The sequence below is a fragment of the Microbacterium sp. SORGH_AS_0862 genome (assembly GCF_030818795.1).
Classification (GTDB): Bacteria; Actinomycetota; Actinomycetes; order Actinomycetales; family Microbacteriaceae; genus Microbacterium.
This window is the reverse complement of the sequence record NZ_JAUTAY010000001.1, coordinates 2870626-2883598: the sequence shown is the minus strand read 5'-3', so window position 1 is coordinate 2883598 and position 12973 is coordinate 2870626. Positions and strand designations below refer to the sequence as shown.

Here is a 12973-nt window from a genome sequence, read left to right as displayed (position 1 = left end):
CCTTCACCGAGGGCTGGCACCCCGCACTGCGGGCCCTGGTTCTGACACTCGTGGTCGTCCCCGTCGCCGTCTACCTCGTGATGCCCTGGCTGCTGCGAACCCACGGGCGAATCGCCATGTCGCGAGCGACGCGGCGCGTTCAGACGCCGTCGAGCAACCCCGGGGCTCCCGCCGGTCGCGAGAGCACGACGATCTCGTCACCCGCGGAGATCGCGCCCGACTTCACCACGCGGAAGTAGGGGCCGAGCCGACGCTCGTCAGCGAAGCGCTTGACCCAGCCGCGAGCCTCCGGACCGCCGAGGCGGCGGGCGAAGGTCTGGCAGGGGTTGCGGTGACGCGTGACCTCGAGCTCGAGCGTGTCGCCGATGCGCCACCGCTCCCCGATCACGACCGCGTTGACGTCGATGCCCTCGGTGCGCAGGTTCTCGCCGAACCAGCCGGGGGCCAGCTCACGCCCCAGCTCGCTCTCCCAGAACGCGGCGTCCTCCTGTGCGTAGGCATACACGGCCTGCTCGAGGCCGCCGTGGTGCTTGCGGTTCGCCTGAACGTCGCCGCGCACCCCGTACGGGCCGACGCGCACCGCGCCGTCGAGCGGACGCTTGTCGATCGCGGTGACGCCGATCGTGCCCGCATCCGGAATCAGCGCGTGCACGGCGCAGACGGCGACGATGCGGGCGGTCATGTGGCGCTCGGGGTCGGAAGGGGCGTGATGCCGCCGATCTGCTGCATGAGGCCGGGGTCCGACATCAGCGGCACGACGAGGAGCACGCTCGCCAGGAGCGTGAAGACCACGCCGCCCACGAGCGGGATCCAGAAGCTCAGGCGTCCGGCGCGCAGATTCCACACCGAGACGGCCGCGGTCGCGAACCAACCGACCGCGAGCAGGATGGCGGCTGCCGCTCCCCATGCTCGGGCGCCGGCCGCATCCGTCAGTCCCCCATCCACACCGAACTGCGTCAGGAGCTGCGTCAGCAGCTCGTTGGGGTCGACGAAGCCGGGGATCGAGCGCAGCACCTCGAACAGGCCGAGGGCGAGCAGCGCGATCGTGGCCACGCGGTCCATGGATCGGGGGTTTCGCGCCGCGGGGCCCGCAGCAGGAGTCGGGGCGGGTGCGGGCGGCGCCGCATCCGGAGCCTTGCCCGCGTCGAGGTCGAACGTCGCGTCGGGCTGGCGGATGCGGGCGCGCTGCTCTTCGGGCGTCGCGTACTCGCCGTACTGGGGGCGGGGGCGCTCGTCGCTCATGCGCGCCCCCGTCCGCCGCGGGCGCGGGCGTCGGTCGCGCCGGATGCGTCGCGGCGCAGCTCCTTGGGAAGCGAGAAGATGAGGTCCTCCTCGGCGGTGCGCACCTCGGCGACGTCGGCATAGCCGGCACCGGCGAGCACGTCGAGCACCTCCTGCACGAGCACCTCGGGCACGGAGGCGCCGCTGGTCACACCGACCGTGGCGACGCCGTCCAGCCACTCCTGGCGAACCTCCTCCGCGTAATCGACGCGGTAGGCGGCCTTGGCTCCGTGCTCGAGGGCGACCTCGACGAGGCGCACGCTGTTGGACGAGTTCGCGGAGCCGACCACGATGACCAGATCCGCGTCGCGCGCGACCTTCTTGATCGCGACCTGGCGGTTCTGCGTGGCGTAGCAGATGTCGTCGGACGGCGGATCCTGCAGGTTCGGGAACCGCTCGCGCAGGCGGCGCACGGTCTCCATCGTCTCGTCGACCGAAAGGGTCGTCTGCGAAAGCCACACGACCTTGTCGGGGTCGCGCACCTCGACGGTGTCGGCGTCGGCGGGCGAGTTCACGATCGTCACGTGCTCGGGCGCTTCGCCGGCGGTGCCCTCGACCTCCTCGTGTCCGAGGTGACCGATGAGCAGGATCTCGAAGTCGTCGCGGGCGAAGCGCACGGCCTCGCGGTGCACCTTGGTCACGAGGGGACAGGTCGCATCGATCGCCTGCAGGCCGCGGTCGGCGGCGGCCGAGACCACGGCGGGCGAGACGCCGTGCGCACTGAAGACCACGTGGGCGCCGGCGGGCACCTCGTCGACCTCCTCGACGAAGATCGCCCCCTTGGCCTCGAGCTCGGTCACGACGTGCACGTTGTGCACGATCTGCTTGCGCACGTAGACGGGTGCGCCGTAGCGCTCGAGCGCCTTCTCGACGGCGATGACCGCACGGTCGACGCCGGCGCAGTACCCACGGGGGGCTGCCAGCAGCACTCTCTTACGTCCGACGACCGGGATATCCTGAAGCCGGCCGCTGCGCGCCGGCATCCGGGGGGTGGGAAGGTGCACGGCGGGTGAGCTCACGCCCGTGATTCTACGGGCGCGTGCTGGGCAGAGGCCGAGCGACGGAGGATGCATGACGAGGTTCGCACCGGATGCGGCGCCCGAGGCCCCGCACGGTGATGACGTCCATCCCCGTGACGCCACCCGCGAAGCGCCCACATCCGTCGCCCGGTTCAACGAGACGATCCGGGCGTTCATCTCCTCCTGGGGCTCGGTGTGGGTCGAGGGCGAGATCACGTCGTGGAACGTGCGCGGCGGCAACGTCTACGGCAGGTTGAAAGACCTGACCGGCGACGCGAGCGTGTCGTTCCGCATCTGGTCGTCGACGCTGCAGCGCCTGCCCGACGACCTCAAGGTGGGCGATCGCGTCGTCGCGAGCGTCAAATCCGACTACTTCGTGCGCACGGGCGACTTCAGCGTCCTGGTGTCCGCGATGCGGCACACCGGCATCGGCGATCAGCTCGCCGCGATCGAGCAGCTGCGCACCAGGCTGCGCGCCGAGGGGCTCTTCTCCCCCGAGCGCAAGCGGCCGCTTCCGTTCCTCCCGCACCTCGTCGGGCTCATCACGGGTGAGCGATCGGATGCGGAGAAAGACGTGCACCGCAACGCCGAGCTGCGCTGGCCGCAGGTGAGTTTCCGCACCGAGTACGCCGCGGTGCAGGGCGATCGGTGCGTGCCCGAGACGATCGCCGCGCTGCAGAAGCTGGATGCCGATCCCGACGTCGACGTGATCATCATCGCCCGCGGCGGCGGCGACCCGCAGCACCTGCTGGGTTTCAGCGATGAACGACTCCTGCGCGCGGTCGCCGCGGCCATGACGCCCGTCGTCTCGGCGATCGGGCACGAGAACGACCACCCCCTGCTCGACGACGTCGCCGACCTCCGCGCCTCGACGCCGACGGACGCCGCGAAGCGCGTCGTGCCGGATGTGGGAGAGCAGCGCACCCTCGTGCGCCAGCTGCGGGCGCGCCTTGGCTCACGCCTCAGCATGCGGGTCTCGCACGACATCGCGCAGCTCGAGCAGCTGCGCTCTCGTCCGGTGCTCAGAGACCCCGATGCGCTTCTCGAGCGGCGCGCCCACGAGATCGAGCTGCTCGCGGCGCGCGGACGCGACACGATCGACCGCTCCCACACCCATGCGGCCCGCCAGACGGCCGAGCTGCGCGCCTCGCTGCGTGCCCTTTCGCCCGGCGCCACACTCGCCCGCGGTTACGCGATCGCCCACGTCGCGGGCGGCGTGATCGTGCGGGATGCGGCGCAGGCTCCCGAGGGCACGGAGTTGACCGTCACGGTCGCCCGCGGCTCGTTCGCGGCCACCTCCGGCGGCGAGGTGCCCGAGACGTCTGCGGCGGCGACGGACGCCTAGGATGGAAGCCATGTCCGCGCCCGAGGAGACCGCTCCCGAGATCGCGTCGTTGTCGTTCGAGCAGGCGCGTGACGAGCTCGTGCGTGTCGTCGCCGAGCTCGAGCAGGGCTCGCCCACCCTCGAGCAGTCGCTCTCGCTGTGGGAGCGCGGCGAGGCGCTCGCGGCCAGGTGCGAGGAGTGGCTGCTGGGCGCCAAGCGTCGACTGGATGCGGCGCGCTCCGGCGCCGAGGGCGAACTCTGATGGCCCGAGGACCCCGCGTCGTCGCCGAGCTCGGACGCCCCGAGACGCCCGACGAGACCGCCGCCCGCAAGGCGGAGTCCTCGCGCATCTACCGCTCGAGCCAGACGTTCCGCAACCTCATCGCCGCACTGCTCGCGACGCTCGGCGTCGTGATCGTGATCATCTTCGCCGTGCCGCGTGGCAACCCGGCCCCCGCGCCCGCGGTGGACGTCGCCGAGATCGCCGACGGTTTCGCGGACGCCTACGGTCGCCCGGTCATCTCCCCCGACGTTCCCGAGAACTGGCGCGTGAACCAGGCGCAGCTCGAGGGCAACAGCGTGCCCGCCTTCACGATCGTCTACGTCCCCGACGCCGAGAGCTACATCAACATCGCTCAGGCCTTCGACGCGGATGCGGGGTGGGTGGCCCGCACGCTCAACGGCGCCGCCCCGACCGGCACCGAGACCATCGACGGCATCGAGTGGCAGCGCTACGAGATCTCAGACGCCCGCTCCGCCGGCGGCGTGTCGTACGCTCTCGCGACCCCTGCGGGACCCGACCAGATCCTTGTGTACGGCACGGCCACGCCCGACACCGCGGAGCAGCTGGCCACGACCGTCACCGACACCATCCTTCAGCTGCGCGAGGAGACACCGTGACCGACACCCACCCCACCCCCGCCCAGGTCTGGGCCGAGATGCTCGAAGGCAACGCCCGCTTCGTCTCGGGCACGCCGCGCCACCCGCGACAGGACGTCGAGCGCCGTCACGAGCTCGCATCGGGGCAGCGCCCGCGCGCGGCGCTGTTCGGCTGCTCCGACTCGCGTCTGGCCGCCGAGATCATCTTCGACGAGGGCCTGGGCGACCTGTTCGTCGTGCGCAACGCCGGTCAGGTCATCTCCGACTCGGTCGTCGGCAGCCTCGAGTACGCGGTCGAGGTGCTCGGCACCCCGCTCATCGTCGTGCTCGGCCACGACGAGTGCGGTGCCGTTCGCGCCGCCATCGACAGCACCTCGCCCGACGCGCCCGCACTGCCCCCGCGCATCTGGCGCCAGGTCGCGCCCATCGTGCCCGCCGTGCGCCGTGTGCAGGTCGCCGAGGGCACGAACGCCGCCACGGTCGACGCCGAGCACGTGGGCCGCGAGCACCTGCGCGACACCGTGACCGAGCTGCTGCACTCGTCGGAGCTCATCAGCGCCGCCGTGGCCGACGGCTCGCTCGCGATCGTCGGCGTGAACTACCGTCTCGCGAAGGGCGTCGCCGAGCCCGACTTCATCGTCGGCGCCGCGACCGAATCCGCCGCCTGACCACCTTCCGCCCGCAGACCGTCAGAGGAGACACCCGTGGCTGAGACCGAATACCGCATCGAACACGACACGATGGGCGAGGTCCGCGTTCCCGCATCCGCTCTCTACAGCGCGCAGACCCAGCGCGCCGTCGAGAACTTCCCGATCTCGGGCGACGCGCTGGCGCCGGCTCAGATCGTGGCGCTCGCGCGGATCAAGAAGGCCGCGGCGCTCGCGAACAAGCAGCTCGGAACCCTCGACGCGCAGATCGCCGACGCGATCGCGCGTGCCGCCGACCGGATCATCGCCGGCGAGCACGCCGACCAGTTCCCGATCGACGTCTACCAGACCGGCAGCGGCACGTCGTCGAACATGAACATGAACGAGGTGCTCGCCACGCTGGCGACGCGCGACCTCGGCTCCACGGTCCACCCGAACGACCACGTCAACGCCTCGCAGTCCTCGAACGACGTGTTCCCCACCTCGGTGCACATCGCGGTGACGCAGGAGATCATCGACGAGCTGATCCCTGCCCTCGACCACCTCGCGGTGTCGCTGGAGGAGAAGGCGGAAGCCTGGAGCGATGTCGTCAAATCGGGCCGCACGCACCTCATGGATGCGACGCCCGTCACCCTCGGCCAGGAGTTCGGCGGCTACGCCCGTCAGATCCGCCTCGGCATCGAGCGCGTGCAGGCGACGCTCCCCCGCGTCGCCGAGGTCCCGCTGGGCGGCACCGCGGTCGGTACCGGCATCAACACCCCGCTCGGCTTCCCGCAGAAGGTCATCGAGCTGATCGTCGCAGAGACCGAGCTGCCGATCACCGAAGCGAAGGACCACTTCGAGGCACAGGCCAACCGCGACGGACTGGTCGAGGCATCCGGAGCCCTCCGCACCATCGCGGTCTCGCTCACCAAGATCAACAACGACCTGCGCTGGATGGGCTCGGGCCCGAACACGGGTCTCGGCGAGCTGCACATCCCCGACCTGCAGCCCGGCTCCTCGATCATGCCCGGCAAGGTCAACCCGGTCGTTCCCGAGGCCACGCTGATGGTGTGCGCGCGGGTCATCGGCAACGACGCCACGATCGCGTGGGCGGGCGCATCCGGCTCGTTCGAGCTGAACGTCGCGATCCCCGTGATGGGCACCGCGTTGCTCGAGTCGATCCGTCTGCTCGCGAACTCCGTGCGTGTGCTGGCCGACAAGACGATCCGCGGCCTCGAGGTCAACCGCGAGCGCGCGGCGGCCTACGCCGGCATGTCGCCCTCGATCGTCACGCCGCTGAACAAGCTCATCGGCTACGAGGCCGCGGCCAAGATCGCCAAGCACGCGGTCGCCGAGGGCATCACGGTCCGCGAGGCCGTCGTCGCTCTCGGATACGTGGAGCGGGGCGAACTCACCGAGGCGCAGCTCGACGAGAAGCTCGATCTGCTCTCGATGACCCACCCGGGCTGAGCTACACGCGAAACCGCCCGACGGGACATAATCGGAAGGTGAAGCAGACGCCGAGAATGCTCTCGGCGCGCGTGAAGACTCTGGGGGCGATCCTCCTTGTGGCGTGCGTCGGGCTGATCGTCGCGGGCGGGGTCTCCTTCTGGATCCAGCGGGCGCGTCTCGTCGACGACGTGGACGACCGCCTGATCGAGAAGGTGCAGGCCCTGCGACCCGTGGGCGATGCTCCGTCCCCCGGCATCTACCTCACGCGCACCGTGACCGGCTTCCTGCCCTCGCAGACCGAGGGGGTCGTCGGCGTCGTCGACGGTGAGATCGTCGTCGCCCCGTCCGCGGGGAACCTGTTCCACGCGATCGAGGACCCGGCGGTCGTCGCCGCGGCGACGAAGGCGGTCACCGGCAGCGACATCGTGCTGGGCACGGTCTCCACCGACCAGGGCGAGGTGCGCTACGTGGCGCTGCCGGTGCAGATCGGCGGCGAGACGGGCATCTACCTGCGCGGCGTCGACATGGAGGCCGAGATGGCGCCCTTCCAGGCGTCGATCATGACGTACGTCATCGCCGCCGTGGTCGTCATGGCCGCGCTCGGCTTCGCGAGCTGGTTCTTCACCGGCCGACTGCTCTCGCCTCTGCGCCAGCTGCGCGAAGCGGCGGATGCGGTGACGCTCGACGATCTCGGCACGCGCGTTCCCGAGGAGGGCGACCACGAGATCGCCGACCTCTCCCGCACCATGAACTCCATGCTCGACCGCCTCGAGGCCTCCGTCAGCAGCCAACGACAGCTGCTCGACGACATCCGGCACGAGCTGAAGACGCCGATCACGATCGTGCGCGGCCACCTCGAGATGATGAACGTCGACGATCGCGAGGATGTCATCGGCATCCGCGAGATGGGGATCTCCGAGCTCGACCGGATGACGCGTCTCGTCGACGACATCGATCTGCTGTCCTCGGCGCAGGGCGATCAGTTCGAGATGCGCCCCGTCGATCTGGGAACGCTCACGGAGCGCGTCGGCGAGCTCGTCTCCGCCATCTCCGGCCATCCCTTCTCCCTCGCCCGGAGCGCGCGAGGTGTGGTGGTGGCGGATGCGGACCGGCTCACCCAGGCCTGGTTGCAGCTCGCCGACAACGCCGCGAAGTACACGCCGGCCGGAAGCCCCATCGAGGTCGGCAGCGACGTCGTCGAGGGCGAGGCGCGGCTGTGGGTCCGCGATCACGGTGCGGGGATTCCGCCTGCGGCCCGGCGCCGGATCTTCCAGCGTTTCGCACGCGTCGACGCGAACCGCTCCGTCGAGGGCTCGGGTCTGGGTCTCGCCATCGTCGAGGCGATCGCGCAGGCCCACGGCGGCTCCGTCGACGTGACCGACACTCCCGGCGGCGGCGCAACCTTCACGGTGCGTGTGCCGACCAGCGGCCATCCGTCCACTCTGGTCCCGACGCCCGTGCGCGCCGGCGACGTCGTTCTGCAGCGAGAGGCAACCACATGACCTTGATCCTGATCGCGGAGGATGAACCCCGCATCTCTGCTTTCGTGAAGCGGGGACTGGAGTCCGCGGGATTCGCCACCGAGGTGGTCGAGGACGGTGACGACGCTCTCGAGCGTGCGCTCTCGGGCGAGATCGATCTCCTGCTGCTGGATGTGGGGCTGCCCGGCATGGACGGGTTCGAAGTGCTCCGGCATCTGCGCGGTCAGGGCTCGCACCTGCCGGTCATCATGCTGACCGCCCGCAGCAGCACCCGGGACACGGTCGACGGCCTCAACGCCGGCGCGAACGACTACGTGCCGAAGCCGTTCAAGTTCGACGAGCTCCTCGCGCGCGTGCGCTCGCGTCTGCGTGAGAACGTCGCGACCGGCAGCATCGCGATCGTCCACGGCGACGTCATCCTCGACGTCCTCTCGCGGCGCGCGAGCGTCGAGGGCCGCGAGATCGATCTCTCGGCGCGGGAGTTCGCCCTGGCCGAGCAGTTCCTGCGCCACCCCGGTCAGGTGCTCAGCCGCGAGCAGCTGCTGAGCCGCGTCTGGGGGCTCGACTTCGACCCGGGTTCGAACGTGGTCGACGTGTATGTGCGCTACCTGCGCGCCAAGTTCGGTCACGAGCGCATCGTCACGGTGCGCGGCGCCGGCTACCGCTGGGAGTGAGCGCCCCGCATCCGCACCGGCCCGACGGCCGGTGATCCGGCGCGCCCGCGCACGAAGAAGGCCCCCGGCGCTGGGGGACGCCGGGGGCCACAGAGAGACCACGGGACCCGAACCCGTGATGCCCGTCACCTCACCGGGGGGAATCGGCGACGGATTGCTTCTCCAGTTTTTCTTCGCCGTCAGAGTCTGGGGGAACTCATTCCAGCGGTGAATGACAGTGTCGCGTCATCCGTGTTCTCCATCATCCGCGGCTGCCGTGAGAGCACAAGGAGGATCGGGTGAGAAAGCTCTCATACGACCTCATGAGAGCTCCCCTGCCTCCAGCAGGTCGGTGACCAGGGCCGCGATCGCGGAGCGCTCCGAGCGCGTCAGGGTGACGTGCCCGAACAGCCCGTGCCCCTTGAGCGTCTCGATGACCGAGGCGATGCCGTCGTGGCGTCCCACCCGCAGGTTGTCGCGCTGGGCGACGTCGTGGGTGAGCACGACGCGGGAGTTCTGACCGATGCGGCTCAGCACCGTCAGCAGCACGTTGCGTTCGAGCGACTGCGCCTCGTCCACGATCACGAACGCGTCGTGCAGCGAGCGACCCCGGATGTGGGTCAGCGGCAGCACCTCGAGGATCCCGCGCGCCACGACCTCTTCGAGCACGTTCGAGCTCACGACCGAGCCGAGCGTGTCGAAGACGGCCTGACCCCAGGGGCTCATCTTCTCCTGCGCGTCGCCGGGCAGGTAGCCGAGCTCCTGGCCGCCGACCGCGAACAGGGGGCGGAACACGATGATCTTCCGCTGCTGCTGACGCTCCAGCACCGCCTCCAGCGCCGCGCACAGGGCGAGCGCGGACTTGCCGGTGCCGGCGCGCCCGCCGAGCGAGACGATGCCCACATCCGGGTCCGACAGCAGGTCGATCGCGATCCGCTGTTCCGCGGAGCGGCCGTGCAGACCGAACACGTCGCGGTCGCCGCGCACGAGCCGGAACTCGCCGTCGCCGGTGACCCGGCCGAGGGCGGAGCCGCGCTCGGAGTGCACGATGAGGCCCGTGTTGACGGGAAGCCCCCGTACATCGTCGCTGACGGCGACGTCGCTCTCGTACAGGTCGCTCATCTCGTCGCCCGAGACGCTGATGTCGGCGATGCCGGTCCAGCCCGAGTCCGCGGCCTGCTCGGCGAGGTACTCCTCCGCGAGGATGCCGAGGGAGGCGGCCTTGACGCGCATCGGGAGGTCCTTGGAGACCACCGTCACATCGTGACCCTCCTGCTGGAGGTGCATGGCCACGGCGAGGATGCGGGTGTCGTTGTCACCGAGCCGCATCCCGCTCGGCAGGACCGACGGGTCGGTGTTCGTCAGCTCGACGCGGAGCGATCCGCCGGCGCCGACGGGGACGGGGAAGTCGAGGCGACCGTGCTCGACGCGAAGCTCGTCGAGGTGCCGCAGCGCCTGGCGCGCGAAGTAACCCAGCTCCGGATCATGTCTTTTGGCCTCCAGTTCGGTGATGACGACGACGGGGATCACGACCGAGTGCTCCGCGAAGCGGAAGTACGCTCGGGGATCGCTCAGCAGCACCGAGGTGTCCAAAACATAAGAGCGCAGGTCAGTTTCCTGATCTGCGCTCTGCTGGACGGTCGTCCGCTGCTGCTGGTGTGGTGCTCGTGTGGTCACAACCCACTCCCCTTCCGGGCCCGTGGCCCGGGGTCTCTCGAGTCGACCGGTGGGTAGCGAGTCGCTTCCTGGGGCCGACTCGAACGGGCGCCGTGCCCGTTGTGATGACCGTACGACCTCCGCGGGATCCGTGGGGTCGAAATCGGCGCGTGTCGCGTTAAGAGTTCGTGAACGAGCCCGCGACGCTCACTTGCCGAAGCGGCGGTCGCGGCGCGCGTAGTCGCGGATGGCGCGGAGCAGATCGACCTCGCGCAGGTCGGGCCCCAGCGCCTCGACGAAGTAGAACTCGCTGTGCGCCGACTGCCAGAGCAGGAAGTCGCTGAGCCGCTGCTCACCCGAGGTGCGGATGACGAGGTCGGGATCGGGCTGACCGCCGGTGTAGAGGTGCTCGCCGATCTGCTCGGGCGTGAGGCTCTCGGCGAGATCTTCCAGCGAGCCGCCGGCGTGGTCGTACTTCGTGATGATGCTGCGCACCGCATCCACGATCTCGCCGCGGCCGCCATAGCCGACCGCGAGATTGACGTGCATGCCGGTGTTGCCTGCCGTGCGCTGCTGCACGTCTGCCAGCACGCGGGCGAGTTCCTGGGGCAGCGGGGCCGCACGGCCCACATGCTGCACCCGCCAGTCGCGCTCGTGCGAGAGCTCGTCGGCGAGCTCGGCGATGATCTCGATGAGATCGGCCAGCTCCTTCGAGTCCCGCTTGGTGAGGTTGTCGATCGAGAGCAGGTAGAGCGAGACGACCTTGACGCCGAGCTCGTCGCACCAGCGCAGGAACTCGCGCATCTTCGCCGCTCCCGCCCGGTGCCCGTGCGCCGCGGAGTCGTAGCCCAGCTGACGCGCCCAGCGCCGGTTGCCGTCGATCATCATCGCGACGTGTCGCGGAACGGATGCGGGTGGGATCTGCCGACGCAGACGATTGCTGTAGAGACGGTAGAGGGGGCCCCGCCCCTCACTCTCCCGACCGCTGGTCACTCCCCTACGCTACCGCCAGCACGACAGGAGACACGCGCATTCGGCGAACGCTGAGGCTATGTGCGGCGTGCGGCATACCCCGCGGCTTACCCTGGGCACATGACCCCCTCCGGCGTTCCCGACGTGCCCTCGCTGCCGCTGATCGACGCCGCTGAGAAGGATGCCAACACGGAAATCCGCCCCACCTGGCGCGGCTGGATCCACGCGGGCACCTTCCCGGTCGCGATCGCCGCCGGCATCGTCCTTATCGTGCTCGCGCACGGCCCCGCGGCCAAGTGGTCGGCGGCCGTGTTCATGACCACCTCGCTGCTGCTGTTCGGCAATTCCGCGCTGTATCACCGCTTCGACTGGAAGCCGCGCACGAAGGTGGTCCTGAAGCGGATCGACCACGCCAACATCCTGCTGCTGATCGCGGGCACCTACACGCCGCTCGCGGTGCTGGCGCTTCCGCCCGAGAAGTCCGTGCTGCTGTTGAGCCTCGTCTGGGGCGGAGCGATCCTCGGCATCCTCTTCCGGGTGTTCTGGATCCACGCGCCGCGCTGGCTGTACGTCGCGCTGTACATCCTGCTCGGCTGGGCGGCGGTCATGTACATCGTCGACCTGCTCAACGCGAACGTCGCCATGATGGTGCTCGTCATCGTCGGCGGGCTGCTCTACACGGGCGGCGCCGTAGTCTACGCGATCAAGCGTCCCAACCCGTGGCCCGGCACCTTCGGCTTCCACGAGATCTTCCACGTGTGCACCGTGCTCGCGTTCCTCTGCCACTGGGCGGCGTGTCTGCTCATCTGCCTCGCCCCCGCCTACAACGGCTGAGGCTCAGCGCTGCGCGGGATCGATGTCCTCGTCGTCGGTCTCCGAGTCGCGCTGAGCGGCATCGCCCTGCTTGGCCGCCAGCTCCTCCGCATCCAGCTGCTCGCGAATCTCGGACCGGTAGCGCCCGCGACGGATGCGGCGCAGCATGTCCCAGACCAGAACGATCACCGCAACGCCCACGAGCGCGATGGCAGCGAAGCCCCAGGGACCGGGGGTCACGAGCAGCGGGTCGACATCGGTCGGCGTCGGGGTCGGGGTCACCTCGGCGAGCCACACGGCCAGATGCATGGATGTCTCCGTTCCGCGCGCGAGCGCTTAGCCTGGACTCAAGCCTAATTCCCGATCAGAGGGTCCATGACGACGCAACAGCTGCTCGACGAGCGTTACGGCCGCACCCGCGGTGCCCGTTCCGGGCGGTTCTGGGCCGTGTTCGCATCCATCGGTATCGCGGCGGCCGTGATCATCGCCGGCTGGTACGCCTTTTCGGCAAGCTCGTCGTCGGTGGATGCGGTCACGACGGGCTACCAGCTGGTCGACGAGCACACCACGAGCGTCTCGTTCCAGGTCACGGTGCCGCCGAACACGGCGGTCGCGTGCGTGCTCGAGGCGCAGGACGAGGAGCACGGCGTGGTGGGCTGGAGGGTCGTCGAATACCCGCCCTCCCCCGAGCACACGCGGGCGTTCGTGGAGCAGATTCCGATCACCGCTGCGGCGACCACGGGATTGGTCAACACATGCTGGGTGCCGTAGGCTAACGGCAACTGATCGACGACGCCCTGGCAACCGCCGGGGC

The 12973-nt window shown here is 69.9% G+C and carries 15 protein-coding genes; 9 read left to right on the top strand and 6 right to left on the bottom strand.

From position 1 onward, the window contains the following. Positions 1 to 139 precede the first annotated feature (139 nt). Genes QE377_RS14095 through QE377_RS14085 form a run of 3 tightly spaced genes read right to left on the bottom strand, consistent with a single transcriptional unit; the run spans position 140 to position 2264 of the window. A complete protein-coding gene (locus tag QE377_RS14095; protein ID WP_307324370.1) occupies positions 140 to 682 on the bottom strand; it encodes an MOSC domain-containing protein in 543 nt (180 codons plus the stop codon). Beyond that, positions 679 to 1242, bottom strand: coding sequence for a DUF6264 family protein (locus QE377_RS14090; protein WP_307324365.1), 564 nt, complete (start codon positions 1240 to 1242; stop codon positions 679 to 681). Before QE377_RS14090 ends, QE377_RS14095 begins: the two co-directional genes overlap by 4 nt. Continuing rightward, positions 1239 to 2264: a 4-hydroxy-3-methylbut-2-enyl diphosphate reductase gene (locus tag QE377_RS14085; RefSeq protein WP_249223651.1), complete on the bottom strand. Its 1026-nt coding sequence runs from the start codon at positions 2262 to 2264 to the stop codon at positions 1239 to 1241. The genes QE377_RS14090 and QE377_RS14085 overlap by 4 nt, the downstream gene beginning before the upstream one ends. A gap of 88 nt (positions 2265 to 2352) precedes the next feature. Here QE377_RS14085 and xseA point away from each other — a divergent pair, with 88 nt between their 5' ends. Genes xseA through QE377_RS14050 form a run of 7 tightly spaced genes read left to right on the top strand, consistent with a single transcriptional unit; the run spans position 2353 to position 8739 of the window. After that, positions 2353 to 3645: an exodeoxyribonuclease VII large subunit gene (gene xseA / locus QE377_RS14080; RefSeq protein ID WP_307324362.1), complete on the top strand. Its 1293-nt coding sequence runs from the start codon at positions 2353 to 2355 to the stop codon at positions 3643 to 3645. Positions 3646 to 3655: 10 nt separating this feature from the next. Continuing rightward, the gene (locus QE377_RS14075; protein WP_373459535.1) at positions 3656 to 3886 is read left to right on the top strand and encodes an exodeoxyribonuclease VII small subunit; all 231 of its coding nucleotides are present in this window, start codon (positions 3656 to 3658) and stop codon (positions 3884 to 3886) included. Beyond that, entirely contained in the window at positions 3886 to 4524 is a 639-nt protein-coding gene (locus tag QE377_RS14070; protein ID WP_307324358.1) for a DUF4245 domain-containing protein, read from the top strand. The genes QE377_RS14075 and QE377_RS14070 overlap by 1 nt, the downstream gene beginning before the upstream one ends. 38 nt (positions 4525 to 4562) lie before the next feature. After that, a complete protein-coding gene (locus QE377_RS14065; RefSeq protein ID WP_137419149.1) occupies positions 4563 to 5171 on the top strand; it encodes a carbonic anhydrase in 609 nt (202 codons plus the stop codon). Positions 5172 to 5207: 36 nt separating this feature from the next. Then, on the top strand, positions 5208 to 6602 hold the full coding sequence (locus QE377_RS14060) for an aspartate ammonia-lyase (protein WP_307324355.1): 1395 nt from the start codon (positions 5208 to 5210) through the stop codon (positions 6600 to 6602). A gap of 38 nt (positions 6603 to 6640) precedes the next feature. Beyond that, positions 6641 to 8086 (top strand): cell wall metabolism sensor histidine kinase WalK, encoded by a 1446-nt coding sequence (locus tag QE377_RS14055; protein ID WP_307324352.1) that lies wholly within the window; start codon positions 6641 to 6643, stop codon positions 8084 to 8086. Beyond that, complete coding sequence (locus tag QE377_RS14050) at positions 8083 to 8739, top strand: response regulator transcription factor (protein WP_137417490.1); 657 nt, start codon at positions 8083 to 8085, stop codon at positions 8737 to 8739. The genes QE377_RS14055 and QE377_RS14050 overlap by 4 nt, the downstream gene beginning before the upstream one ends. Before the next feature lie 300 nt (positions 8740 to 9039). Here the strand turns inward: QE377_RS14050 and QE377_RS14045 are convergent, their stop codons facing one another. Both QE377_RS14045 and QE377_RS14040 read right to left on the bottom strand, forming a co-directional pair. Continuing rightward, a complete protein-coding gene (locus QE377_RS14045) occupies positions 9040 to 10395 on the bottom strand; it encodes a PhoH family protein (protein WP_307324349.1) in 1356 nt (451 codons plus the stop codon). A gap of 186 nt (positions 10396 to 10581) precedes the next feature. Next, positions 10582 to 11367 carry an isoprenyl transferase gene (locus QE377_RS14040; RefSeq protein WP_307324347.1) on the bottom strand — a complete coding sequence of 262 codons (786 nt, stop codon included), beginning with the start codon at positions 11365 to 11367 and terminating at the stop codon, positions 10582 to 10584. Between the two features lie 99 nt (positions 11368 to 11466). On the opposite strand from QE377_RS14040, the gene QE377_RS14035 reads away from it, so the two are divergent. Further along, positions 11467 to 12180, top strand: a complete 714-nt coding sequence (locus QE377_RS14035) for a hemolysin III family protein (protein WP_307324345.1) — start codon at positions 11467 to 11469, stop codon at positions 12178 to 12180. Between the two features lie 3 nt (positions 12181 to 12183). Here QE377_RS14035 and QE377_RS14030 read toward each other — a convergent pair whose 3' ends face one another. Beyond that, positions 12184 to 12468: a hypothetical protein gene (locus QE377_RS14030; protein WP_307324342.1), complete on the bottom strand. Its 285-nt coding sequence runs from the start codon at positions 12466 to 12468 to the stop codon at positions 12184 to 12186. Between the two features lie 66 nt (positions 12469 to 12534). Here QE377_RS14030 and QE377_RS14025 point away from each other — a divergent pair, with 66 nt between their 5' ends. Beyond that, positions 12535 to 12930, top strand: coding sequence for a DUF4307 domain-containing protein (locus QE377_RS14025; RefSeq protein WP_307324340.1), 396 nt, complete (start codon positions 12535 to 12537; stop codon positions 12928 to 12930). The last annotated feature ends 43 nt before the right edge of the window (positions 12931 to 12973 follow it).